Genomic DNA, 22,202 nt, shown 5'->3' on the forward strand with positions numbered 1-22,202 from the left:
CGTGACCAACCCACCGTCAAGAGACATTGTCATCCGGCCCGGGACCGTCGAGGACGTCGAAACCATCCACGCCGCGCTCCTGCGGCTCGGCGCGCATGTCGGCGCACATCAGGAGATCACCTCGACAGCTCAGGATCTCCGCACCTATGGCTTTGGCGAAAAGCCTGCCTTCTCGACCCTGATTGCCGAAATCGGTGGCGAATTTGCCGGGCTTTGCCTGTATTTCCCGATCTTCTCGACATGGATGGGACGGCCCGGCGTCTATGTGCAGGACCTCTATGTCGAGGACCGTTTTCGTGGCCGCAGGATCGGTGAACGCCTGCTGCGCCGAGTCGCGGCGCAATGCCGGAAGAGCGGCGGCGCCTATCTCAGGCTGTCCGTCGATACCGACAACGAGACCGCCAAGGCTTTTTACGAACGATTGGGCATTGCCTGGTCCAGCTACGAGCAGGTGCAGAAGATCGTCGGCAACGCCTTTTTCGCCTTTGCCGATGCACCGGAGGAGCCAACATGAAAGCCTTCTATGCCGAAGAACAGAAGCGCCATGACCCGAAGGCGTTCCTCTCGAGCGGCGCGCCGCAGCCCAATCCGGAAAGGCCGGAACGGGTCGAGCGATTGTTGGCCGGCGCAAAGGCTGCCGGCTGCACGATCGAACGGCCGCGGGATCACGGACTCAGCCCGATTGCGGCGGTGCATACGCCGGAATATCTCGATTTTCTCCAGCACATCTTCGCGCGCTGGCAGCGCATCGAGGGCGCCTCGGCCGAGGTCATCCCCAATATCCATCCGATCGCGCGGAACGGCTCCTATCCGGCCTCGGCGGTCGGCCAAGCCGGCTATCACATGGCCGACACCGCCTGCCCGATCTCCGGCGAGACGTGGCAGAGCGCGCTTTGGAGCGCCTGGAGCGCGGTTGAAACCGCCGAGGCGGTGATGTCGGGAGCGCCGGCCGCCTATGCGCTGTGCCGGCCGCCCGGCCATCACGCCTTTGCCGATGTCGCCGGCGGCTTCTGCTTCATCAACAATTCGGCCGTCGCTGCACAGGTTCTGCGCAAGCAGGCGGCGCGGGTGGCGATCCTCGATGTCGACCTCCACCACGGCAACGGCACGCAAGGCATCTTCTATGCCCGGCCGGACGTGCTCACCGTGTCGCTGCATGCCGACCCGGTGCGCTTCTACCCGTTTTTCTGGGGCTATGGCGACGAGCGCGGCGAAGGCGCCGGCCTCGGCTACAATCTCAACCTGCCGCTGCCGCGCAAATCCGGCGATGCAGCGTTCCTCGAAGCGCTGGAGGCATCGTTCCAGCGCGTCAACACCTTCTCGCCCGATGCGCTTGTGGTGGCGCTGGGGCTAGATGCCTTCGAAGGCGATCCGTTCGGCGGGCTGTCGGTGAGCACGCCTGGTTTTTCGCGCATTGGCGAGGTGATCGCCGGGCTCGGCTTGCCAACGGTCATCGTCCAGGAAGGCGGCTATCTCTGCGACGAGCTCGGCGACAATCTCACCGCCTTCCTCACCGGTTTTGGCGGCACCCACAAGCGATGATCCGCCCGCGAGGGCCGCTCAGGATCGTTCCTGCCGCAGCATGGCGACAACGCGGTGCACGCTCTCCAGCGTCTCGTCGATCTCGGCTGCAGTGTTGTAATGAGCGATGCCGATGCGCACCACGCCCTGCTCGGCCGGAATGCCGAGCTGGTGGACGATCTCCCAGGCGTAGTTGTGGCCGGACCACAGGAAGATGTTTTCGGCATTCATCTGCCGCACGATCGTCTCCGGCACGATGCCTTCGACAGTGAACGACACCGTCGGCACACGCTCATTGATCCGCTTCGGATCGGTGATGCCGTGGATGGTCAGGCCGGCAATATCCGACAAGCCATCGATCAGTTGTCGCGTCAGCGGGTTCTCGTAAGCGATTGAAACTTCGAAGGCCTTGGCGATTTTCAGCCGACGCGATCCTTGCGCGCCGGCTGCCGCGCCCAACTCGGCAAAATAATCGACAGCTGCCGACAGGCCGGCCATCAATTCAATCTGCGGCGTGCCGAGCTCGAAGCGCTCCGGCAAGGCATTGGACGAGCAACGGCATTTATACGGCTTAAGCGCATCGATAACGTCCAGCCTGCCCCACAAAATCCCCATATGCGGGCCGAAGAACTTGTAAGCCGAGCAGATCAGGAAATCGCAGCCGAGGTTTTGGACGTCGATCAGGCCATGCGGCGCGAACTGGACGGCATCGACGTAGACCAACGCACCAGCCCGCCTGGCGATGCCGGTCAACGCCTTCACCCGGTTGATCGACCCGGTGAGATTGCTGGCGTAGTTGAGCGCGACGAGCCGCGTCCTCTCGGAAAGCAGCGCGGCGAGCGCCGCCTCTTCGATCTGCCAGCTCTGCTGGTCGAAGGGCAGCCAGCGCACGACAAGGCCAAGGTCTTCTGCCAGTTGCAGCCAAGGCGAGACGTTGCCCTCATGGTCCATGCGGGTGAGGATGATCTCGTCCCCGGGCTTCATCGTGCGGCCAAGCGTTCGCGACATGTGGTAGGTCAATGTCGTCATGTTGGCACCGATGATAATTTCCTGCGGGCTCGCAGCGCCGAGAAAATCCGCCATCGCCAGATGGGCCTCGTCCCCGATGCCTTGTGCTGCAACGGTGGTGTCGAAGAAGCCGCCGAGGTTGGCATTCGTGGTCAGCAAGCAACGCGATACTGCGTCCGCCACCGACTGCGGCACCTGCGTGCCGGCAGGATTGTCGAGATAGATGCGCCGGCGGCCCTTGTCGGTCAGCGACAAGGCCGGAAATTTCGCGCGCACCGCGTCGATCCGGAAGTCCATGGCTGTTCCCCTCTCCTTATGACGATCGGACAACCGCGTCCCGACGCATCAAGGGCACGGATTGCCGACGCGCTGGTGGATCGCATCAACGGCTTTCTGCATGTCCTCGGTCCAGACCACGTCGGCGGAAGAGAGCGCCATTTCGAGTTGCGAAATGGTGGTGGCGCCGATGATGTTCGAGGTGACCAAGGGCCGGTTCGAGACATAGGCATTGGCAAACAGCGCCGGCTCCATGCCGAAGGTGCGCGCCAACCGGTTGTATTCGAGCTGCACGTCGGCAGCATTCGGAGTCTCGTAGCGCTGGCCGCGGTTGAACAACTGCGAGCGCGAGCCCTGCGGCCGCGCGCCATGATCGTATTTGCCGGTCAAATAGCCTTGCGCCAGCGGCGAATAGGCAAGCAGCGACACCTGCTCGCGCTCGCAGACTTCGGCAAGGTTCACCTCGAAGGTGCGATTGACGAAATTATAGGCGTTCTGCAGCGAGGCGACGCGCGGGCCGAGGCCCTTGTCGGCTTCGGCGATGAAACGCATGACGCCCCAGGAATTCTCGTTCGACAGGCCGAAATGGCGGATCTTGCCGGCCTTCACCAGTTCATCAAATACGGCAAGCGTCTCGGCGATCGGCGTCTCGCCTTCCGGCACGCCGGCGGCATCGGAGCGTCGCGGTACGGTGCCGATGCGGTTCGGATTGGCGCCCCACGGCACGTCGCGTTCCGGCCAATGGATCTGATAGAGGTCGATGTAATCGGTGTTGAGCCTAGCGAGTGACTTATCGATAGCGTCGAAGATATCGGCGCGCACCAGCTTAGACGGGCGGTCGCCCCGAAACCAAGTGTTGGCGGTGCGACCAACTACCTTCGAGGCGATGATCACCTGGTCGCGATTGCGCTTCTCCTTCATCCAATTGCCGATGAATGTCTCGGTACGGCCTTGTGTCTCCGCCTTGGGCGGGATCGGATAGAGTTCGGCGGTGTCGATGAAATTGACGCCGCGAGCAAACGCCAGATCCATCTGGGCGTGACCGTCCGCCTCGGTGTTCTGCTGGCCCCAGGTCATCGATCCGAGGCAGATTTGCGACACGAAAAGATCGGTCTGGCCGAGACGGCGTTTGTGCATGGAGTTTCTCCGGCGGGAATTTTGCGCGGCTGCGCGAGGAGGAAGCAATAGCATACAGGAAAGCGTCGCCCGCTTCCAAGCCCACGGATGGAAGGTCAGACGACTTTCCCGGGACGCCGGCGGACAGGGTTTATCCCTGCGGCTAATAAAAAGCCGGACTGCATTTTCATGCAGTCCGGAAGTTCGCCAGGAATGGCGAGGAAAAAACCGGCCAAGTGCCGGCATAGACGCCTACGGTCAAAGCGCCGCAGAAGTTTCGCCGGACCAGCCGAACTATGTCAAAAAAGATCAGGGCAGCATGGCTGCCATGCGAATGCTGCACTGCACAATCGTCATGATCTGCTTATATTGACCGCCTTGGAGGTTCAATAAGGGGCTTGAATCATGGGATTCTTCACTGAAATGTTCGCTCGTCCGCGTCCGCGGGAACAGCTGCGCTATCGAGCGGCGCTGGCGCTGCTCCATTCGATGAGCAATGCCGATCGCGCCGATATCGGCGTCAAGCCGGCCGATTTCCCGCGCATCGCGCGGGAAATGTCCCTGCGCTAAACAACCGTGAGATATCCGCCGTGGCGGATATCTCCCGAGCGGATCTCAACGCGATCCGAGGAAGATCGACTTGCCCAATGGCACGCCGTTGTGGCGCAGGATGTCGTAGGCGGTGGTCAGGTGGAAATAGAAATTGGGCATGGCGGCATGCAGTAGATACTGCGTCCCCGGCATCGAAACCTCGCGTCCCGCAAGCCGCAGTTCGACTATCCTGTCATCTGAACCATCGAATTCGGCCGCCGAAAATGTCGCGAGATAGTCGAGCGTCTTGGTAAGGCGGGCCTGCAGATCAGCGAAGTTCGCCTCATTGTCCTCGTATTTTGGCACCTCGCGTCCCGCAAGCCGTGACGGGGCGCCTTTGGCGTGATCGGTGGCAATCTGTACCTGCCTGGTCAGGGCAAACATGTCCGGCGCCAACCTCGCCGTCAGATACACCTGCGGATCGATCTTGCGATCAGCCGCATTTTGCTCGGCAATGTTCAGCACATTGGCTAGTGCCTTCAGCCTCGCCAAAAATACCGGCACGGATGCTTCATACATTGATATGGTCACAAGAAATCTCCACGCGGCCCGACTGCCGAGGGCGAGAGGTAGCGCCTTCGCAGGCGATTGTTCAAGCGTCACCACGTCGCCGCAATCGATATGATAGGATTTTTCATCGAGTGGAGGTTCCCGATGAGACGCGCCCTTTTTGCAGCGACCGCTTTTGTGTCTCTTGCCATTGCCGGCCAATCGGCGCTCGCCGCAGACGCGCCTTATATCGACGACAGGTCGAATGCCGAAGCGGTCATCCGGTCACTTTATAGTGCCATCAGCCGGCACGAATTCGCGCGCGCCTGGGATTATTTCGGCGACACCAAGCCGGCCAAGGATTTCAATTCCTTCGTCAAAGGCTATGACAGCACGGACACGGTCGAAGTCAAAACCGGTGGCGTATCCGAAGACGGGGCTGCCGGCAGCATCTACTATAGCGTTCCGGTCGCCATCCGGGCGACGGCCAAGGACGGCAGCGAAAATGTCTTTGCCGGCTGCTATACGCTGCGCCAGATCAACGCCTCGATCCAGGAACCGCCATTTCGCTCGATCTTCATCGATAAGGGTGCGCTGAAACCCTCAAAGGCCGATTTCGAGGATGCCGTGCCGGCAAGCTGCGGCGAAGGACGGCCGCCGACGAAGAAGGACGCAGCGCTTGAGCAAGCCAAAAAGGCGTTTGCCGCGACTTATGGCGACCAGTGTGACAAGGATCTTTTGGCGCAGGAGCCGGACATTTTCTCGATCCACTATAAGGGCAAGGATGCGTCTGCCAGTGATCCCGAAAGCGAAACCCGGCTTTTCCATTTCGCCTGCTCGGCCGCGGCCTACAACGAAAACTCGATCTATTACATGAGCGACGACGTGCTTGGCGTGAGACAATTGCAGTTCGCCGAACCTGAGATGGACATCCGCTACGAGAACAATGACAGCGACGGCAAATTGCTGGGCATGACCATAGTTGGCTTCCAGACCTCCGGCTGGGCAACTAATTCCGATTACGACGAAGAGACCAAGACGATCACCAGCTTCAACAAATGGCGTGGCATCGGCGATGCCTCTTCATCAGGGACCTATCTGTTTCGCAACGGCGATTTTTCCCTGGTCCAGTACGATGTCGACGCGTCTTATGACGGCGAGGAAAATCCGCAGACGGTCGTCGACTACAATACCGCGCCTTAGGGAGCCTTCGACAACATCCAATTGAGCGTGCCGCGCCAGTCGGTCATGCGGATAGGGGTGCCATGCGTGCCGGTCTCGAAGCGGACGAAGCGGGTCGGATAGGCTTTCGATTTGGCCAGAATCGATCGGAAGAAGGCTTCCTGTTTCTCGATTGGAAACACCGGGTCCTTGCTGCCCTGGCCGAAGAAGACCGGCACACGACGCTTGAAGGCGGGGCTTGAGAAGAAACTCTCGTCCCATAGCGAGCCGAGCAGCAGCAGCCCGTCGATGCGCCCGCCGGTGTCATGGCGGGCGGCCAGCTTCCAGCATATTGAGCCGCCCATCGAGCCGCAGGCGACGAAGATTTTTGCGCTCGGCGATTGTTCGGCATAGTGGTTGATCAGCGCGGCGATCTGGGTGGCACCGGTGTCGCCGAAATCGGAAAAATCCGGCGACAGATAGAGGCCGCCATTGCCGGCCATCAGGTTCTTGATGCGGTTGAAATTGCCGCCGAAGGTGAAGTCGTCGCTGCCCTGCTTACGGCTGCCGCCCTGCCCGTGCAGATAAAGCACGATGATGCTGGCGCCCCCGGTCTTGCCGACGGCAATGTGGCGGACATCGCCTGCATCGGTCGGCAGCAAGAGATCCTGCTGCACCTTACGCACGCCGGTGTCGGTGTATTGCGCGTGTACACGACGCTCAGGCACTTCGTCACGAGCGTTGATGTCGCGCAGCTCACGATAATCGACAACCGTATAGGCGCCGTTGCTCTCGGACGAGAGCGTGCCCGGGTAGGCGAACAGATCGTCCTTGAAGGGTTTGAGTTCGAGAGCGTTGGCGTAGGCGGCACAAGAGAGCGACAAAAGAATCGCCATCAGCAGGGCCGGGAGGCCGGAGGAAGGCAAGCGGAACCGGAAGCAGGAACGAAAGGCCATCCCTCAGCCATGCGTTTTTCGGCTTCGGTTTGTCAATCCTGCAGCACGCCGCCGGCGCCTTCCAGCGCCTCGCGCGTGTCGACGTCGACGGCTGCCCCTTCGCCGATCTCGACATCGATGACATCGAGCCCTTCGGCCTCGACCAGATGGCGGGCGCCCGTATCGCCTTCGAGGTGAGCGATCGCGGCAAACAGCGAACGCGGCAGCAGCACCGGATTGCCGCGCCGCCCGTCGTGCGAGGCCCGCACCACCGATCGGCCTTCGGACCTGCGGAACGCCTCAATCAGCCTGTCGAGGTCGGCCGAAGCGACGCCAGGCATATCGCCGAGGACAATCATGGCGCCGGCGGCGTCGCCGGAAATCTTGGCGATGCCGGCCTTCAGCGACGAAGACAGACCCTCGCCGAAATCCGGATTGTCGGCGAAGGTCACATCGAGGCCAGACAGTGCATCGCGCACGCGCTCGCGCTGGTGGCCAGTGACGACGATGGTGGCCGCGGCTTTCGAACCGACCGCGCGTTCGGCAGTGCGACGGACCAGCGGCTTGCAGTCGAAGAGCGCCAAGAGCTTGTTCGGCCCGCCCATGCGGCTGGAGCGGCCGGCGGCCAGAAGCACGATCTCGACCTTTGGTTCGGCTTTGGCCGGCAATGGCTCGCGCGGCTGCGGCCGCGTCGGAATTTCCATCAACAGCCCGCCGACACCCATGCCGGCAATATCCCTGGCGGTCACGTCGAGACCGGCGATCAGCCGGTCAAGCACCCAGTCGAAGCCGTTCTCCTTGGGACTGCGGGCGCAGCCCGGCGCACCGATGATGCGCTTGCCGCCTAGAGTGCCTAGCACCAGCAGATTGCCGGGATCGACCGGCATGCCGGCGCGGATGACAGTGCCGCCTGCCTTTTCGATGGCAGCGGGAACGACGTCGCCGAAATCGGCCATCGCCGAGGCGCCAAAGATAACCACCATATCGTTGTCGCGGATCAGCGAGGCCGCAGCCTCGGCGACGGGGATAATTTCATGCGAGGTTCGACGCTCCGCCGTCAGCCTGCCGCCCGAACGCGCCAGGCGCGCTTCGGTGACGCGCAGCGTCTTGTCGAGCACGCTGGGTTTGATGCCGGGCAGCACCGTCTGGATGACACCGACGCGCACCGGGTGATAGGCGTTGACCGCAAATATGTCGCCGCCGGCGCAGATCCTTGCCACGGCATCGACCAAAGCGGAGGCGACGGCAAATGGGATGATCTTCACCGTTGCTACCATCTGACCTTTTTCGACCGGCGCATGCTGCGCGAGCGTGGCGATGGTGATCGTCGGATCGACGGCGTTGATGGCGTTGATCATCGCCGCGTCGACGGTGAACATGCCGGCAGCCTGCGCGTGGAGGTTGACCCTACCTGTCGCGGCGGGCTTCGCCTCGATGTTGCGATGGATCATGGATGCGGCGATCTTTTCGGCGGCGACGTCCTCGCTGAGATCATCGGGCGCCAACACCGCCGCTACGACCTCGGAAATGCCAGCGGCCTTCAACAGGGACAAATCCCCGGCGCTTAGCCTGTGCGCCTTGCGGAAGCGGCGCTCTCCGACCTTGGTGGCGTGCGCAAGCACTGCCCCTTCGGCCGTATCGATCGCAACGGGACCAAATTTCACGCGACCGCGCCTTTGGATTCGAGGCCGCGGGAGCGAAAGGCGTGGATCGCTTGCGCCAACACCGCGACGGCGATCTCGGCCGGGCTGGCAGCCCCAATGTCGAGGCCGATCGGGGCATGAATGCGGGCGATCTGGTCGGCGGTCGCTCCCGAAGCCAGCAGGCGTTCCACACGTTTGGCGTGGGTCTTGCGGCTGCCGAGCGCGCCGACATAGAAGCAGCCGGCGTCGAGCGCCGCCTTCAGCGCGAAATCGTCGATCTTCGGATCGTGGGTGAGAGCGGCCAGCGCCGTATAGCTATCGAGCGGCTGACGCGTCAGCACATCCTCTGGCCATTCGGCATGCAGCGCGATATCGGGAAAACGATCGGGCGTGGCAAAGGCCGTTCGCGGATCGATGATCTCGACAGGATAGCCGGCGATCCTGGCCATCGGTGCCAGCGCCTGGCTGATGTGGACGGCGCCGATGACCACCAGGCGAGGCTGCGGCAGATGTGCGTTGAGGAAGAAGGTCCGTCCCTCAGCTTCGACCGAACCGGAATTGCCCGTGCGAAATGCCTTGGCGACGGCCGCCCCGAGTTCGCCGGCTACCCGGTCGCCCTCGCGCACGACACGGTCGCGGCCGTCGCCGAGATCGGTGACCAGGATTGCCGCGCGGCGGGCGCGGCGTTCGGCGTTGAGTGTCTTCAGCGCATAGGGATCCATTCGAGATCAACCCAATCTTTCTACATAGACCTTGATGCGGCCGCCGCATGACAGGCCGACTTGCCAGGCGGTCTCGTCTGCGACGCCGAATTCGAGCATTTTGGCCTTGCCGCTATCGATAACATCGACCGCCTCGGCGACCACGGCGCCTTCGACGCAGCCGCCCGAGACGGAGCCGTGGAAATTGCCTTCGGCGTCGATGACCAGGTGGCTGCCGACCGGGCGCGGCGCCGAGCCCCAGGTCTCGACCACGGTGGCAATGGCGACATCCTTGCCGTCCTTCATCCAGCCCTCCGCGATGATCAGCGGGTCGCGGGCCTCATCGAGATAGATACTGCGTTCCATGATTTTCTCCCTGGCAGACATGTGGTTATGCGACGCGCTTCACGCCAGCCTCGATCCACGGGCGCGTGTCGACCGAACGCATAAAAAACAGCACGGTTGCCAGCGACCGGTCCGCCACATAGTCCGCACCGGTCAACAGATCGAGCGTCTCGTCGATCGTCCGCGGCGCCGGACGCGGTTTTCAACTCGGTCATCCTGTCTTCGCGGACGCGGCCATCTGAAAGCCTCTACAGAGCGTGGTAGCCGCGGTTGTGATAGATCAGCGGCCGCAAATTATCGCCGATGCGCAAACCTGTAACCTTGCCAAAAAGCACACGGTGGGTGGCCAGATCCTTGGAGTCGATCAGTTCGCAGTCGAAGACTGCGAGCGCGCCCTTCAGCGTCGGCGCACCGGTCGAGATCACATCCCATTCGGCCAACGCGAAACGCTCCTCGACCGGCAGGCCGGTAATGCCGGAAAAGGCGATCGACAGCGGCTCCTGATCCGAAGCCAGCGTGTTCAGGGCAAATTTGCCGTTTTCCACGAACGGCTCGTTCTTGGGATTTTCACGATTGAGGCAAACCAGGATGGTTGGCGGCGTGTCCGACACCGAGCAGGCCGCGATCACCGTCGCGCCGCGCCTGCCGGCAGGGCCATCGGTGGTGACCACATGCACATGGCCAGCAAAATGGGCCATCGCGTCGCGGTAGGCCTGCGGCCCGATGTCATTCTTCTTCAGCACCGATGATTTTCCACTAGTCAGAACCAACCGTTATATATGGGGGGATATTGCAGGCCACAAGCGAAGTGCTTGACCTATATCCCGAATTCGCGTGTTGCGCCAAAGCTGGCCAGCCTTTAGGTCTTGACGGCATTGGCGCCGGCAGAACACGCGATCGGCGCGGAGGAATTCTTCGCTCGCATGCGACGTTGGACAACCACAATAGCGGTGCTGGCCTGGCTCTCGGTCGCCGGTAGTGCGAGCGCCGAGACGCTGCGGGTCGGCGTCGCGGCACCTTTGTCGGGGCCGTCGGCGATCCTCGGCAAACAGATCGAGGCCGGCGCGACAATGGCGGCTGAAGCAAACGATGCCGAAATCAAGACGATCGATGACGCCTGCACGGCCGACGGTGGCGCCGCCGCCGCGCGGGAATTCACCGCGGCCAAGGTCAACGTCGTCGTCGGGTTTTTGTGCACCGACGCAATCGAGGCGGCTCTGCCGATCCTCAAGGATGCCGGCATACCGGTGATCACAGTCGGCGTTCGCACGGAAAGCCTGACCGACCGGCGCGCCAAGACCGGATGGCCGATCTATCGTCTCGGGCCGCGCGGCGACGACGAGCGCAATGCCGTCGCTGCCATCCTCACCCGCCTATGGCAGACCGAGCTGTTCGCCATCGTCGACGACGGTACGATCTATGGCCGCGAAATGGCCGAGACATTTCGGGCAGCCGCCGAGCAAGCGGCGCTGAAGCCGGTTTTCGTCGACACGTTCCGGCCGCAGCTCGACAACCAGATCGGCCTGATCGGCCGACTTAGGAAAGCCGGCGCAACGCATGTCTTTGCCGGCGGCGACGGCGATGATGTCGCCATTATGGGCCGGGATGCTGGCCAGCTACATACCGGCATGGTGTTTGCCGGCGGCGAAGCGTTGCGCGCGCCGCTCGGCGACGTGCCTTATGCCGACGGCACGCTGATGATCGCGCCGCCCGAATGGGTCGATGTCGCCGACCCCAAGGTGCTGCAGAGCTTTGCCGGACAAAACATCGTGCCGGAAGGTTACACGCTGCCCGCCTATGCCGCGGTCGAGATCGCCAAGTCGGCTTCAGCATTGACGCAAAGCTCCGGCGAGAGGCTGGCCAACGTGCTGACCGCGCATGACTTCACCACGGCGATCGGACCGATCCGCTTTGACGAAAAAGGTGACCTGACGCAAAATCCTTATCGAGCCTTCCGTTTCGACGGCGGCCGTTTCGTGCCGGCGGAGAGCCAATGATGTCCAGCACAGGGATGTTCCATACGGGTCCGCGCAATCTCATCACCGACGTCGCCGGCCTGCGTGTCGGCAATGCGGCGAATGCCAAGCTGAAATCCGGTGTGACCACCGTCATCTGCGACGAACCGGCCGTGGCCGGCGTGCAAATCCTGGGCGGTGCGCCGGGCACCCGCGAAACCGACCTGCTCGAGCCGCACAATTCGATCCACGCCATCCATGCCGTGGTGCTTTCGGGCGGGTCTGCTTTTGGCCTCGACGCCGCGTCGGGGGTGCAGGCGGCACTGCGTGAAAGGGGCATCGGCGTCGAGGTCGGCGGCTTTCGCGTGCCGATCGTGCCGGCGGCGATCCTGTTCGACCTGCGCAATGGCGGCGACAAGGATTGGGGCCGGTATCCGCCTTACCGTGACCTTGGCTACGAAGCCGCGCAAGCCGCTGCGATAGACTTTGCGCTCGGCACTGCCGGCGCAGGTAGCGGGGCTTTGAGTTCCGGCCTGAAGGGCGGGCTCGGCTCGGCCTCGACAGTGCTGGACAGCGGCGTCACCATCGGCGCGCTCGCCGCCGTCAACCCGACCGGCTCGGTGACGGTCGCAGGGACCCGCCATTTCTGGGCGGCGCCGTTCGAGATCGGCGACGAGTTCGGCGGGTTAGGCTATCCCCACCCGATGCCTGACGATGCCAGAAAGGTCCTGCTGAAGTTCCGTGACAAGCATGCGGCAGAACAGGCGGAAACCGGCGCCAACACGACCATCGCCGTGATCGCCACCGATGCGGTACTCACGAAGGCCGCCGCCAAACGTCTGGCGATATCGGCGCATGACGGCTTTGTCCGTGCCATTTGGCCGACACACACGCCCGCAGACGGCGATCTGGTCTTCGCGCTGGCAACGGGCAAGAGCGGCATTGAGCTCGCACCCAACGATGCCGTCGATCTCTACGCCGCGGCCGGCGCCACGATGGCACGCGCCATCAGCCGCGGCGTCTTTGCCGCGACCCCGGCCGAGGGCGATCTGTTCCCGGTCTGGTCGTCGCGCTGAACGCGCGCTCATTCGGGTGAGCCGTAGTCAGACTGGATTATGATCAGGTGGGTTCGGATTTTTCTTCCTCGAACGTGACCGCAACATCCGAGTTTGCCGACAGCCGCACCTTCTGGCCCTCGACCTCGGCGACAAGGCTGAGAGGAATGAAGTGGTGATGGCCCCTGTGAGCGCCCTCGCCGCTGTCGCGCTTGGTCAGCTTTATGCGATCTCCGTCAACCTTGTCGACGGTACCGACATGGACGCCGTCGGCGCCGATCACTTCCATACGTTCGCCAATCTTGGCTGCATCAATCATTGGGGGTCTCCCTTAGAGCGCCGCGCGTCCCTTTGAACGCGCAAAGGACGCTCTAAACATTTTGAATCAATGCACCGTGCCTTCCGAAAATCGATCCTGATTTTCGGAAGGCACGATGCGGTGAAGTTGCCGACAATAACAAACGACGGCCGGATTGGATGCATCGACTTTGTGTTTCAGTCAGCACGATCTTTTGACGGCATCGTGATAGGAATTTGAGGGCGTCGACCGCCGGAATGGAAAGCCCCATGCGAAATCTTGCCCTGTTTGCAGTCTGCCTGCTTGCCCCGCTTGCGACTTTGGCCGCCGCCTTCGCAGGCGATGTCGCCGAGCTTGAGATCCTCGGCTTCAGCAGTGACGGCGGGGTCTTTGCCTTCGAGGAATACGGCGTCCAGGACGGATCGGGATTTCCCTATGCGACACGCTATTATATCGACACGGCCGACGACAGTTTCCTGAAGGGTTCGCCGATACGTGTCCGGCTCGACGACGAGAATGCCACGGTGGCCGCAGCGCGGCTGCGGGCCCGGCAAAGGGGCGAAGCGATCGTCAGTCAGGCGGAACTCACGGCAAATCGCGGCATCACCGCCGGCTTCAACCCGGTGACCGAGCTTTCTGCCGATCCCTTCCGCATGGTGGTCAATCCGCGCCCGATCTTCTCGCCGGTCGACGATCCGCTCGAGTTCCGGCTCGACCAGATCGGCATGAATGACACCGAACGCTGCCAGAGCCAGGGCGAGATCAATGGCTTTCGCCTGCTGCGCATCGAGGCGAAGGATGGCGGCCAGACGAGGATCATTCACGAGGACAAATCGATCCCGCAAAGCAGAGGCTGTCCGAATGGCTACCAGATCGGCGCGGTTCAGACATTTTCGCTGGATAGCCTCAGCGCCTATGCCGTGCTGATCGCGGTGCGCCAATACGGCTTCGAAGGGCCGGACTATCGCTGGATCGCGGTAACCGGTCGCCTGTGACGTTCCCCGCCATGCGCTATCGCGCTCTGCGCCGTCTCCGCCGTGCTCTGCCGTCGCTGCGCACCGCATTTGCCGGTGCCTTGCTGTGGGCGGCAGCGATGGGCGCCAGCGCGCTGCTCAATCTGCTGCAGTACGATTGGGAGACCCCGGCAAAGGTCCGCTTCGTCTCGCTGCTTTATGCTGCCGGCGGCGCGCTGGCCTTCCCGGTTGGGCTGTTTCTGGCGCGGCTCGTCTCGCTCGGACGCCACTGGGAAATCGCCCTCGCCGCCGCCTTCGTCTGCCTTCTCGCCGCGACAATTACCTTCACCGGCGGCCTCTTTGGGCTGCAATACCGCTCCTACTATGTCCAATGGCATGCACCCGCGCTCACCATCACCTGGGTTTTCCAGTTCGTGTTCACGATGTTGACGGCGCTTTACCAGTTCGTCGTCCTCGGCATCCGGCTGTATTTTCCGCTCGGTTTCGTTGCACTCGCTGTCGCCAGTGTCTGGTTTGCGCGCCAGCAACGTTGAGCATTTTGCCTGCCTCTGTTAGGACGCGGGCAAATGCTCTCACAAGTCAGGACCGACTGATGATCCCTCGCTACTCCCGGCCGGAAATGGTGGCCATCTGGTCACCCGAAACCCGGTTCCGTATCTGGTTCGAGATCGAGGCCTACGCCTGCGACGCATTGGCCGAGCTCGGCGTCATCCCGAAGGAGGCCGCCAAGACCATCTGGGAGAAAGGCGGAGCGGCGAAGTTCGACGTCGACGCCATCGACGAGATCGAGCGCGTCACCAAGCATGACGTCATCGCCTTTCTCACCCATCTTGCTGAATTCGTCGGGCCGGATGCCCGCTTCATCCACCAGGGCATGACATCCTCCGACGTTCTCGACACCTGTTTTGCCGTGCAGCTCACCCGCGCCAGCGACATCCTGCTGGCCGACATTGACGGGCTGCTTGCGGCGCTCAAGCGCCGCGCCTTCGAGCACAAGGACACCATCACCATCGGCCGCAGCCACGGCATCCATGCCGAGCCGACCACCTTCGGCGTCAAGCTGGCGCAGGCCTATGCCGAATTCTCGCGTTGCCGCGAGCGGCTGGTGCACGCACGCGAGGACATCGCCACCTGCGCCATCTCGGGTGCGGTCGGCACCTTCGCCAATATCGACCCCTACGTCGAAGAATACGTGGCCAAGAAACTCGGACTGAAGCCCGAGCCGGTGTCGACGCAGGTGATTCCGCGCGACCGCCATGCGATGTTCTTCGCCACGCTCGGCGTCATCGCCTCGTCGATCGAGCGGCTGGCGATCGAGGTGCGCCATCTGCAGCGCACCGAGGTACTCGAAGCAGAAGAGTACTTTTCACCCGGCCAGAAGGGCTCGTCGGCGATGCCGCACAAGCGCAACCCGGTGCTGACCGAGAACCTCACCGGCCTTGCCCGCATGGTGCGCTCCTTCGCATTGCCGGCAATGGAGAATGTGGCGCTCTGGCACGAACGCGACATCTCGCATTCCTCGGTCGAGCGCATGATCGGGCCCGACGCGACGGTGACGCTCGATTTCGCGCTCTCACGCCTGACCAGCGTTGTCGACAAACTGCTCGTCTACCCCGACAACATGCTGAAGAACATGAACAAATTCCGTGGCCTTGTGCATTCGCAGCGCGTGCTGCTGGCGCTGACGCAAGCCGGTGTTTCGCGCGAGGACGCCTACCGGCTGGTGCAGCGCAACGCCATGAAGGTGTGGGAGCAAGGCGCTGATTTTCTTGAGGAACTTTTGGCCGACAAGGACGTTGTCGCAGCCTTGCCCGAGGCCGAGATCCGCGAGAAATTCGACTTGGGCTATCATACCAAGCACGTCGATACGATCTTTAGCCGAGTGTTTGGAGAAGCCTGATGATTTCGTCGGCCGGAGATTTCGATTTCCTCGCCCTGCCCGGGCGCGGCAATTCCGGGCCGGATCATTGGATGTCGCATTGGTGCCGGGTGTTCCCCAATTCGAGCCGCGTGCTGCAGGCCGAGTGGGACCGGCCAAAGCCTGAAGACTGGATCGACCAGGTGGATGCCGCGGTGGCCGCCGCACCGCGCCGCGTCGTGCTGCTTGCGCATTCGCTGGCGGTGGCGACGGCGGTGAAGTGGGCTGCCGGCGCCAGTCAAAGCCAACTCGACAAGGTCGCGGCGGCATTCCTGGTTGCCGCGACCAATGTCGAGGATACCGATCCCTCATTCGACGCGGTGCGCCCGTTCGCGCCGATGCCGCTGAAGCGCCTGCCCTTCCCGACATTGGTGGTGGCGAGCCGCAGCGACCCACGCGTCACCTTCGACAAGGCGACCGCTTTTGCCGCAGCCTGGGGCGCGGATATCGCCGATGCCGGCGATCTCGGCCATATGGGAAACGAGGCGCGCCTGGGCGTATGGCCAGCGGGCCTGCTCATGCTTGGCCGCTTGCTCGAAAAAGCGAACCTCTAACCTACGCCTTACCGGGAACCGTCCTTATTACCGTGCCCCACGGATCCTCGCGGGTGGTCTCGCTTGCGGCATTGTCCGAGCGCATCTCGACCCAGGCCAAGCCGGAGCGGGCGGGATCGCGGCGACCGGCGCCGGCGCTCTGCCACGCATTTGCGCCAATGTGGTGATGATAGCCGCCGGACGACAGGAACACCGCCGCGCCACCGTACTTTGCCACTGTGTCGAAACCGAACTCCTGATGCCACCATGCTTCGGCTTCTTCCGGGCTGCCGACCCGCAAATGGACGTGGCCGATAATGCTGTTTTCCGGCGTGCCCTGCCAGCCGGCGTCACCGGCCGGCACTTCGGCAATGACCGACGGAATGTTCAGCCGCTCCGTCGCCATCGCGATCTTGTCGCCATTCCATTTCCAATCCTGGGGGCGGCGGTCGGCATAGATCTCGATGCCGTTGCCTTCCGGATCGGTCAGATAAAGAGCCTCGCTGACCAGATGGTCGGATGCGCCCTCGATGCCGATCTTACCGGCGATGGCGTGATTGATCCAGCGGCCGAGATCGGCCCGGCTGGGTAGCAGGAAGGCGGTGTGGAAAAGACCGGCGCTGCGCGGGTCATCGGGTTTCGCAGCCGGATCCGCTTCGATGTCGAGCAAAGGGCGATTGACTGCGCCGAGCGTAATCGTGCCGCCGGAGCGGGTCAGTTCCTGCAAACCGACGACTTTGCGATAGTAGGCAGCGAGATTTTCTGCATCGCGCGCCCGCAAGCCGACACGGGCAACGCTGACCGGGGTCGTCGCGGCAAAAGGCAGTTCGCTCATCAAAGTGCTCCGTTCAGCCGGCGCTCGACAAGCTTCCAACGAAGGAACCCGGCGCCATCAATCATTCTACGCCGTGTCCGTGCCAAAATCTCGGAACAGCCATTCTTTCTCAGCGACAGATCGTCGATCGCGATCGTTCACACAAGAGCGCAAGAAGCGAACATGGTGTTCACAATAGCGAGCAGAACCGGGCTGATGAGAGGCCGTTTGCGTGTCGCTGTTGAGTTCATACCCGGTTGCACCCGACAGCGCCTCTCGCTACATGCGCGCCATGAAAGTCAGGGAAGCAGATATTCTCATCGTGCCGGGCTACACCAATTCCGGCCCCGATCATTGGCAGAGCCGCTGGCAGTCGAAACTATCGACAGCGCGCCGCGTCGAACAGGCGGAATGGTCGAAGCCGGTGCGCGAGGATTGGACGGCCGGTGTCGCCAAGGCGGTTAACGAGGCCGAGCGGCCGGTCGTCATCGTCGCCCATTCGCTTGGCGTCGCGGCGGTCATTCAAGCATTGCCTCGGTTCGAGAGGCCGGTCGCCGGCGCTTTCTTCGTGGCGCCGCCCGATGTCGCCAATCCAGAGATAAAGCCGAGGCACCTGATGACCTTCGGCCCCTATCCGCGCGACCCGCTGCCGTTTCCGTCGGTGGTGATCGCCAGCCGCAACGACCCGTTCTGCGCCTTCGGCGTCGCCGAGGACATTGCCGGGGCGTGGGGCTCGCTGTTCATCGACGCCGGGGATGCCGGTCATCTCAACGCGGATTCCGGCTTCGGCCCCTGGCCTGAAGGCTCGATGACGTTCGCGAAATTCCTGACGGATCTCTAGAGCGGTTCACCGTTTCACGGAAACGGCGAACCGCACTATCTCTTTGTTTTGACGCAATTCCGGACGGAAAACCGTTTCACACTTTTCCTGGAATTGCTCTAGGAAGCGATCGAATCCCTGACGCTGCTCAGCAGGGTCTTTGCCCCAAGCGAAATCAGCGAATGCTCGGAACCCATCGCCAGCAGCCGGTAACCCATCGACACCACGCGACCGGCGATGGCCGGTTCCATCACATAGATCGCCGCATGCTTGCCGGCTTTGCGGGTGCGCTCGGCGATCGAGGCGACGGTCCCCATCATGCTCTCCAGCGTCGAACTGACGGTGGTGCCCTTCGACCAGGCGATCGAGAAATCCGACGGGCCAAGGAAGATACCGTCGATGCCCGGCGTGTCGAGGATGCCGTCGAGTGCATCAAGCGCGGCCCGCGTTTCGACCATGGCGAACGCCATGGTGCGCTGGTTGCTGTCGCGCAGCCAGTCGGCATAGTCGCCCTTGCCATGGCGCGGAAAAGCATAGGTCGGGCCCCAGGAGCGCTCGCCGAGTGGCGGGTATTTCATCGCGGCAGCAAACAGCTTTGCGTCCGCCACCGAATTCACCATCGGGGCGATCACCGCTTCGGCGCCGAAGTCGAGCGCGCGGCTGGCCATGTCGAAGCGGCCGACCGGGATGCGCACCAAAGCCGGCTTGTTGGCGGCCAGCACCGGCACAAGCCCGCGCAGCACGCTGTCCTCGTGATGGCCCCCATGCTGCATGTCGAGCGTAACCGCGTCGAACCCTTGCCTGGCCAGTATCTCGACCGTCAAGGCATCCGGCACGCCGGACCATGCGGTGAACAGCGTCTCGTCGACCGCAAGGCGTGACTTCAGGGACATTGGCGATTTCCTCTTTGCTTGCAGCAATTCAGCCGGAAATGACCGCAAAGGCAAAGAAAAACCGCGCGGTTAGGCCGGGCGGTCGATTGGTCCAGCATTCGATCGGTACCGGCTGAAAAATCAGGTGTTCTTGATCTGCTCGATCGCCTGCGCCATCAATTCATCCATGGTGCGGCGGATCTGATGGTCCGACTGGTCGATGCCCGCCGCATCGAAATCCTTGCGTATCTTGCGGAAAACGTCGTGATCGCCGGCTTCCTCGATGTCGCTGACGACCACTTCCCTGGCATAAGCGTCGGCATCGGTGCCGGATTTGCCGAGCTTTTCGGCAGCCCACAGGCCGAGCGCTCTATTGCGGCGTGCCGCAGCCTTGAACCGAAGTTCCTCGTCGAATGCGAATTTGCGCTCAAAGCCCTCTTCGCGGTCTTTCATGCTGCTCATGGCATCCCTCCGTGAAATCCGATTCGTTGTGCCAATATGTGTTGCCGGAGCACAAACCAAAAGGGCGCAGGCCGGTCAATATGCTACATTGCTTGCTGCGCTGCGGCATTTCGGTGCCCGAAAGCGGTTGATTGAAAGGATTTGCCGATTGAGCAAACAGTGCGATTGGGATAGACACCGGCATTGAACCCCACCGTCGCCATCTTATTTTAGGCAGACGGACAGGAACTGGTCGCTTGCCGCCTGCCCGCAAATCCAGAGAAAAATCAGATGAAAAATCGCCGCCGCATTTATGAAGGCAAGGCCAAGATCCTTTATGAGGGACCGGAGCCTGGCACGCTGATCCAGTTCTTCAAGGACGACGCTACCGCTTTCAACAAGAAGAAGCATGAAATCGTCGATGGCAAAGGCGTGCTCAACAACCGCATTTCCGAGCACATCTTCAACCACCTCAACCGGATGGGCATTCCGACGCACTTCATCCGCCGGCTCAACATGCGCGAGCAGTTGATCAAGGAAGTCGAGATCATCCCGCTCGAAGTGGTGGTGCGCAACGTCGCCGCCGGCTCGCTGGCCAAGCGCCTGGGCATCGAGGAAGGCACCGTGCTGCCGCGCTCGATCATCGAATTCTATTACAAGGCCGATGCACTCGACGATCCGATGGTATCGGAAGAGCACATCACCGCCTTCGGCTGGGCGAGCCCACAGGAGATCGACGATGTCATGGCGCTGGCCATTCGCGTCAACGACTTCCTTTCCGGCCTGTTCATGGGCGTCGGCATCCAGTTGGTCGATTTCAAGATCGAATGCGGCCGCCTGTTCGAAGGCGACATGATGCGCATCGTCGTCGCCGACGAGATTTCGCCGGATTCCTGCCGGCTGTGGGACGTGGCGACACAGGATAAGCTCGACAAGGACCGCTTCCGCCGCGACATGGGCGGGCTGGTCGAAGCTTATCAGGAAGTTGCCCGCCGACTCGGCATCATGAACGAGAACGAGCCGCCGCGCCCAGCCGGGCCGGTGCTCGTCGCATCGACCGACGGTGTCAAAGGCAAGCCGCACTGATGGCTTGCCCGCTCAACAGATGAACAGGAACATGTCCAGCGTGATCAAGGCCCGCATTACCGTAACCCTCAAGAACGGCGTGCTAGACCCACAAGGCAAGGCAATCGAGCATGCGCTGTCCGCAATGGGTTTCGGCGGCATCGGCCAGGTGCGGCAAGGCAAAGTTTTTGATATCGAACTTGCCGAGAGCGACAAGGCCAAGGCCGAAGCGGATCTGAAAGCCATGTGCGACAAGCTTCTGGCGAATACGGTGATTGAGAATTACGCGGTGGAGATCGCCTGAGGTGAAATCAGCCGTCGTCCTGCTCCCCGGCCTCAATCGCGACCGCGACATGATCGCGGCGCTGACCAAGATTTCCGGCACGCCGCCGGTCACCGTCTGGCAGACCGACACCGACATTCCCGATGTCGACCTGATCGCCATTCCCGGCGGCTTTTCGTTTGGCGATTATCTGCGCTGCGGCGCCATTGCCGCGCGCATGCCGGTGATGCGGGCTGTCGCCGAAAAGGCGGCCAAGGGCGTCATGGTCATCGGCGTCTGCAACGGCTTCCAGATCCTGGTCGAGGCAGGCCTGCTGCCGGGCGCATTGATGCGAAACACCTCGCTGAAATTCGTCTGCCGGCAAGTCAAGCTGCAGATTGCTAATGCCAACACGATGTTTACCCGCCGCTATCAGCCGGGCCAGGTCATCCGCGCGCCGGTGGCCCATCATGACGGCAATTATTTCGCCGATGCCGAAACGCTGGCCCGCCTCGAAGGGGAAGGCCAGGTGGTATTCCGCTATGCCGAAGGCACAAATCCCAATGGCTCGATCAACGACATTGCCGGCATCGTCAACGGCCGCGGCAATGTGCTCGGCCTGATGCCGCATCCCGAGAACCTGATCGAAGCGGCGCATGGCGGCAGCGACGGCCGGGCGCTGTTCGAAAGCGCACTGGGCATCGCCGCTTGATACCTTCAATTTTCCTCCTGGAGCCACGGTCATGAAACTCTATTCGCGGCCGTTGTCGCCCTATTCGTCGATCGTGCGGGCGTTGGCCTACATCAAGAACGTGCCGCTCAAGCTCATTGCACCGCCGCCGGGGTTTCCCATCCCGGAGGCGTTTCGTGCCATCTCGCCGTTGAACCGGATTCCGGTGCTGATCACCGGCTCCGGTGAAACGATCTTCGAATCGGTGGTCATCGCCGAATATCTGGAGGAGCGCTTTCCCGAGCCGGCGCTGCTGCCAAGGGACTCGAAGGACCGGGCGCTGGTGCGCATGTTCGCCCGCATCACCGACCTCGACGTGCTCGCCCCGACGATGAAGCTGTTCGAACTCTATTTCGTGCCGCAGCGCAACGAGGCGGAGATCAAGGCACAGTTCGCCCAATTGCATCACGGGCTTGCGGCAATCGAGGCCCGCATGGCGCATGGCCCGTTCGCGCTCGGCGACGACATCTCCTTCGCCGATGCCTGGCTGACGCCGACCCGCTTCGTCTTCAACAATTTCAGGGCGACGATCGGCCGCCCCGATTTGCTTGACGCCTATCCGAAATTCGATGCCTACGAGCAGATTGCCTTGCAGCATCCGGCGCTGTCGCGCGTCTGGGGTGAGATGACAGACGGTCTGAAGGTGTTTCTGTCCGAACTCGAGATGGGCGCCGCTTGA

27 protein-coding genes and 1 pseudogene are annotated in these 22,202 nt (G+C 62.3%); 15 read left to right on the forward strand and 13 right to left on the reverse strand.

All coding sequences use genetic code 11. The annotated features are described in order from the left end of the window. The first annotated feature begins 1 nt into the window (after position 1). Both NKI08_RS24215 and NKI08_RS24220 read left to right on the forward strand, forming a co-directional pair. On the forward strand, positions 2–514 hold the full coding sequence (locus NKI08_RS24215) for a GNAT family N-acetyltransferase (protein WP_352772719.1): 513 nt from the start codon (positions 2–4) through the stop codon (positions 512–514). Beyond that, positions 511–1,542 (forward strand): histone deacetylase family protein, encoded by a 1,032-nt coding sequence (locus tag NKI08_RS24220; protein ID WP_352772722.1) that lies wholly within the window; start codon positions 511–513, stop codon positions 1,540–1,542. Before NKI08_RS24215 ends, NKI08_RS24220 begins: the two co-directional genes overlap by 4 nt. Positions 1,543–1,560: 18 nt before the next feature. Here NKI08_RS24220 and NKI08_RS24225 read toward each other — a convergent pair whose 3' ends face one another. Beyond that, positions 1,561–2,826, reverse strand: coding sequence for a cysteine desulfurase-like protein (locus tag NKI08_RS24225; protein WP_352681893.1), 1,266 nt, complete (start codon positions 2,824–2,826; stop codon positions 1,561–1,563). Between the two features lie 48 nt (positions 2,827–2,874). Further along, positions 2,875–3,942, reverse strand: a complete 1,068-nt coding sequence (locus NKI08_RS24230) for an aldo/keto reductase (RefSeq protein ID WP_352681895.1) — start codon at positions 3,940–3,942, stop codon at positions 2,875–2,877. 384 nt (positions 3,943–4,326) lie between these two features. Here NKI08_RS24230 and NKI08_RS24235 point away from each other — a divergent pair, with 384 nt between their 5' ends. Next, the gene (locus NKI08_RS24235; protein ID WP_023674744.1) at positions 4,327–4,491 is read left to right on the forward strand and encodes a hypothetical protein; all 165 of its coding nucleotides are present in this window, start codon (positions 4,327–4,329) and stop codon (positions 4,489–4,491) included. A 45-nt stretch (positions 4,492–4,536) separates the two neighbouring features. Here the strand turns inward: NKI08_RS24235 and NKI08_RS24240 are convergent, their stop codons facing one another. Beyond that, a complete protein-coding gene (locus NKI08_RS24240; protein WP_352772726.1) occupies positions 4,537–5,043 on the reverse strand; it encodes a DUF1993 domain-containing protein in 507 nt (168 codons plus the stop codon). Between the two features lie 123 nt (positions 5,044–5,166). Here NKI08_RS24240 and NKI08_RS24245 point away from each other — a divergent pair, with 123 nt between their 5' ends. Further along, on the forward strand, positions 5,167–6,204 hold the full coding sequence (locus tag NKI08_RS24245) for a DUF1176 domain-containing protein (RefSeq protein ID WP_352772729.1): 1,038 nt from the start codon (positions 5,167–5,169) through the stop codon (positions 6,202–6,204). Here the strand turns inward: NKI08_RS24245 and NKI08_RS24250 are convergent. From NKI08_RS24250 to NKI08_RS24270, 6 genes and pseudogenes are all read right to left on the reverse strand, one after another. Then, entirely contained in the window at positions 6,201–7,058 is an 858-nt protein-coding gene (locus NKI08_RS24250; protein WP_352772732.1) for an alpha/beta hydrolase, read from the reverse strand. The genes NKI08_RS24245 and NKI08_RS24250 overlap by 4 nt on opposite strands. A gap of 92 nt (positions 7,059–7,150) precedes the next feature. Next, on the reverse strand, positions 7,151–8,761 hold the full coding sequence (locus NKI08_RS24255) for an NTP transferase domain-containing protein (protein WP_352772735.1): 1,611 nt from the start codon (positions 8,759–8,761) through the stop codon (positions 7,151–7,153). Next, positions 8,758–9,462: an XdhC family protein gene (locus NKI08_RS24260; protein WP_352474019.1), complete on the reverse strand. Its 705-nt coding sequence runs from the start codon at positions 9,460–9,462 to the stop codon at positions 8,758–8,760. The genes NKI08_RS24255 and NKI08_RS24260 overlap by 4 nt, the downstream gene beginning before the upstream one ends. A 6-nt stretch (positions 9,463–9,468) precedes the next feature. Then, positions 9,469–9,807 (reverse strand): XdhC family protein, encoded by a 339-nt coding sequence (locus NKI08_RS24265; protein WP_352474017.1) that lies wholly within the window; start codon positions 9,805–9,807, stop codon positions 9,469–9,471. Between the two features lie 85 nt (positions 9,808–9,892). Continuing rightward, a pseudogene (locus tag NKI08_RS34735) lies at positions 9,893–10,001 on the reverse strand (AAA family ATPase); the annotation flags it as partial. Between the two features lie 33 nt (positions 10,002–10,034). Next, positions 10,035–10,529 carry a flavin reductase gene (locus NKI08_RS24270; protein WP_023674737.1) on the reverse strand — a complete coding sequence of 165 codons (495 nt, stop codon included), beginning with the start codon at positions 10,527–10,529 and terminating at the stop codon, positions 10,035–10,037. A 180-nt stretch (positions 10,530–10,709) separates the two neighbouring features. Between NKI08_RS24270 and NKI08_RS24275 the strand changes: the two genes are divergently transcribed. Both NKI08_RS24275 and NKI08_RS24280 read left to right on the forward strand, forming a co-directional pair. Further along, the gene (locus NKI08_RS24275; RefSeq protein WP_352772740.1) at positions 10,710–11,783 is read left to right on the forward strand and encodes a branched-chain amino acid ABC transporter substrate-binding protein; all 1,074 of its coding nucleotides are present in this window, start codon (positions 10,710–10,712) and stop codon (positions 11,781–11,783) included. A 14-nt stretch (positions 11,784–11,797) separates the two neighbouring features. Beyond that, positions 11,798–12,817 (forward strand): P1 family peptidase, encoded by a 1,020-nt coding sequence (locus tag NKI08_RS24280; RefSeq protein WP_352474065.1) that lies wholly within the window; start codon positions 11,798–11,800, stop codon positions 12,815–12,817. A gap of 43 nt (positions 12,818–12,860) precedes the next feature. Here the strand turns inward: NKI08_RS24280 and NKI08_RS24285 are convergent, their stop codons facing one another. Beyond that, positions 12,861–13,115 (reverse strand): DUF2171 domain-containing protein, encoded by a 255-nt coding sequence (locus NKI08_RS24285; protein WP_352772743.1) that lies wholly within the window; start codon positions 13,113–13,115, stop codon positions 12,861–12,863. Between the two features lie 248 nt (positions 13,116–13,363). Between NKI08_RS24285 and NKI08_RS24290 the strand changes: the two genes are divergently transcribed. The 4 genes from NKI08_RS24290 to NKI08_RS24305 are packed head-to-tail and all read left to right on the forward strand — an operon-like array spanning position 13,364 to position 16,540. Continuing rightward, positions 13,364–14,089 carry a DUF2259 domain-containing protein gene (locus NKI08_RS24290; protein ID WP_352772745.1) on the forward strand — a complete coding sequence of 242 codons (726 nt, stop codon included), beginning with the start codon at positions 13,364–13,366 and terminating at the stop codon, positions 14,087–14,089. Positions 14,090–14,100: 11 nt separating this feature from the next. After that, a complete protein-coding gene (locus tag NKI08_RS24295) occupies positions 14,101–14,601 on the forward strand; it encodes a hypothetical protein (protein ID WP_352614092.1) in 501 nt (166 codons plus the stop codon). A 59-nt stretch (positions 14,602–14,660) separates the two neighbouring features. Further along, positions 14,661–15,968, forward strand: a complete 1,308-nt coding sequence (purB, locus tag NKI08_RS24300) for an adenylosuccinate lyase (RefSeq protein WP_352576020.1) — start codon at positions 14,661–14,663, stop codon at positions 15,966–15,968. Further along, entirely contained in the window at positions 15,968–16,540 is a 573-nt protein-coding gene (locus tag NKI08_RS24305; RefSeq protein WP_352772750.1) for an alpha/beta hydrolase, read from the forward strand. The genes purB and NKI08_RS24305 overlap by 1 nt, the downstream gene beginning before the upstream one ends. A gap of 1 nt (position 16,541) precedes the next feature. Here the strand turns inward: NKI08_RS24305 and NKI08_RS24310 are convergent, their stop codons facing one another. After that, positions 16,542–17,354 carry a VOC family protein gene (locus NKI08_RS24310; RefSeq protein WP_352772752.1) on the reverse strand — a complete coding sequence of 271 codons (813 nt, stop codon included), beginning with the start codon at positions 17,352–17,354 and terminating at the stop codon, positions 16,542–16,544. 271 nt (positions 17,355–17,625) lie between these two features. On the opposite strand from NKI08_RS24310, the gene NKI08_RS24315 reads away from it, so the two are divergent. Further along, entirely contained in the window at positions 17,626–18,174 is a 549-nt protein-coding gene (locus tag NKI08_RS24315) for an RBBP9/YdeN family alpha/beta hydrolase (protein WP_023674728.1), read from the forward strand. 98 nt (positions 18,175–18,272) lie between these two features. On the opposite strand, the gene NKI08_RS24320 is transcribed toward NKI08_RS24315, so the two are convergent. Beyond that, a complete protein-coding gene (locus NKI08_RS24320; protein WP_352772754.1) occupies positions 18,273–19,046 on the reverse strand; it encodes an HpcH/HpaI aldolase family protein in 774 nt (257 codons plus the stop codon). 120 nt (positions 19,047–19,166) lie between these two features. Further along, positions 19,167–19,487: a DUF1476 domain-containing protein gene (locus tag NKI08_RS24325; protein ID WP_254817651.1), complete on the reverse strand. Its 321-nt coding sequence runs from the start codon at positions 19,485–19,487 to the stop codon at positions 19,167–19,169. Positions 19,488–19,757: 270 nt separating this feature from the next. Here NKI08_RS24325 and purC point away from each other — a divergent pair, with 270 nt between their 5' ends. From purC to NKI08_RS24345, 4 genes are read left to right on the forward strand one after another with little or no spacing between them, the layout of a single operon-like run. Continuing rightward, a complete protein-coding gene (purC, locus tag NKI08_RS24330; RefSeq protein WP_023674725.1) occupies positions 19,758–20,552 on the forward strand; it encodes a phosphoribosylaminoimidazolesuccinocarboxamide synthase in 795 nt (264 codons plus the stop codon). A gap of 40 nt (positions 20,553–20,592) precedes the next feature. After that, complete coding sequence (gene purS / locus NKI08_RS24335; RefSeq protein WP_352541430.1) at positions 20,593–20,835, forward strand: phosphoribosylformylglycinamidine synthase subunit PurS; 243 nt, start codon at positions 20,593–20,595, stop codon at positions 20,833–20,835. Position 20,836: 1 nt separating this feature from the next. Beyond that, a complete protein-coding gene (gene purQ, locus NKI08_RS24340; RefSeq protein ID WP_352614096.1) occupies positions 20,837–21,505 on the forward strand; it encodes a phosphoribosylformylglycinamidine synthase subunit PurQ in 669 nt (222 codons plus the stop codon). A gap of 31 nt (positions 21,506–21,536) precedes the next feature. Next, complete coding sequence (locus tag NKI08_RS24345; protein WP_352614097.1) at positions 21,537–22,202, forward strand: glutathione S-transferase family protein; 666 nt, start codon at positions 21,537–21,539, stop codon at positions 22,200–22,202.

The organism is Mesorhizobium sp. M0768 (genome assembly GCF_040320195.1).
GTDB lineage: Bacteria > Pseudomonadota > Alphaproteobacteria > Rhizobiales > Rhizobiaceae > Mesorhizobium.

What these genes read in the sequence shown, in the direction of transcription:
- NKI08_RS24310 (WP_352772752.1), bottom strand. Translation starts at nt 17,354, where the DNA reads ATGAGCGAACTGCCTTTTGCCGCGACGACCCCGGTCAGCGTTGCCCGT.
- NKI08_RS24250 (WP_352772732.1), bottom strand. Translation starts at nt 7,058, where the DNA reads ATGGCGATTCTTTTGTCGCTCTCTTGTGCCGCCTACGCCAACGCTCTC.
- purC (WP_023674725.1), top strand. Translation starts at nt 19,758, where the DNA reads ATGAAAAATCGCCGCCGCATTTATGAAGGCAAGGCCAAGATCCTTTAT.
- NKI08_RS24265 (WP_352474017.1), bottom strand. Translation starts at nt 9,807, where the DNA reads ATGGAACGCAGTATCTATCTCGATGAGGCCCGCGACCCGCTGATCATC.
- NKI08_RS24245 (WP_352772729.1), top strand. Translation starts at nt 5,167, where the DNA reads ATGAGACGCGCCCTTTTTGCAGCGACCGCTTTTGTGTCTCTTGCCATT.
- NKI08_RS24220 (WP_352772722.1), top strand. Translation starts at nt 511, where the DNA reads ATGAAAGCCTTCTATGCCGAAGAACAGAAGCGCCATGACCCGAAGGCG.
- NKI08_RS24235 (WP_023674744.1), top strand. Translation starts at nt 4,327, where the DNA reads ATGGGATTCTTCACTGAAATGTTCGCTCGTCCGCGTCCGCGGGAACAG.
- NKI08_RS24230 (WP_352681895.1), bottom strand. Translation starts at nt 3,942, where the DNA reads ATGCACAAACGCCGTCTCGGCCAGACCGATCTTTTCGTGTCGCAAATC.
- NKI08_RS24275 (WP_352772740.1), top strand. Translation starts at nt 10,710, where the DNA reads ATGCGACGTTGGACAACCACAATAGCGGTGCTGGCCTGGCTCTCGGTC.
- NKI08_RS24345 (WP_352614097.1), top strand. Translation starts at nt 21,537, where the DNA reads ATGAAACTCTATTCGCGGCCGTTGTCGCCCTATTCGTCGATCGTGCGG.
- NKI08_RS24285 (WP_352772743.1), bottom strand. Translation starts at nt 13,115, where the DNA reads ATGATTGATGCAGCCAAGATTGGCGAACGTATGGAAGTGATCGGCGCC.
- NKI08_RS24225 (WP_352681893.1), bottom strand. Translation starts at nt 2,826, where the DNA reads ATGGACTTCCGGATCGACGCGGTGCGCGCGAAATTTCCGGCCTTGTCG.
- NKI08_RS24290 (WP_352772745.1), top strand. Translation starts at nt 13,364, where the DNA reads ATGCGAAATCTTGCCCTGTTTGCAGTCTGCCTGCTTGCCCCGCTTGCG.
- NKI08_RS24295 (WP_352614092.1), top strand. Translation starts at nt 14,101, where the DNA reads ATGCGCTATCGCGCTCTGCGCCGTCTCCGCCGTGCTCTGCCGTCGCTG.
- NKI08_RS24325 (WP_254817651.1), bottom strand. Translation starts at nt 19,487, where the DNA reads ATGAGCAGCATGAAAGACCGCGAAGAGGGCTTTGAGCGCAAATTCGCA.
- purB (WP_352576020.1), top strand. Translation starts at nt 14,661, where the DNA reads ATGATCCCTCGCTACTCCCGGCCGGAAATGGTGGCCATCTGGTCACCC.
- NKI08_RS24320 (WP_352772754.1), bottom strand. Translation starts at nt 19,046, where the DNA reads ATGTCCCTGAAGTCACGCCTTGCGGTCGACGAGACGCTGTTCACCGCA.
- NKI08_RS24305 (WP_352772750.1), top strand. Translation starts at nt 15,968, where the DNA reads ATGATTTCGTCGGCCGGAGATTTCGATTTCCTCGCCCTGCCCGGGCGC.
- NKI08_RS24280 (WP_352474065.1), top strand. Translation starts at nt 11,798, where the DNA reads ATGTTCCATACGGGTCCGCGCAATCTCATCACCGACGTCGCCGGCCTG.
- NKI08_RS24260 (WP_352474019.1), bottom strand. Translation starts at nt 9,462, where the DNA reads ATGGATCCCTATGCGCTGAAGACACTCAACGCCGAACGCCGCGCCCGC.
- NKI08_RS24315 (WP_023674728.1), top strand. Translation starts at nt 17,626, where the DNA reads ATGAAAGTCAGGGAAGCAGATATTCTCATCGTGCCGGGCTACACCAAT.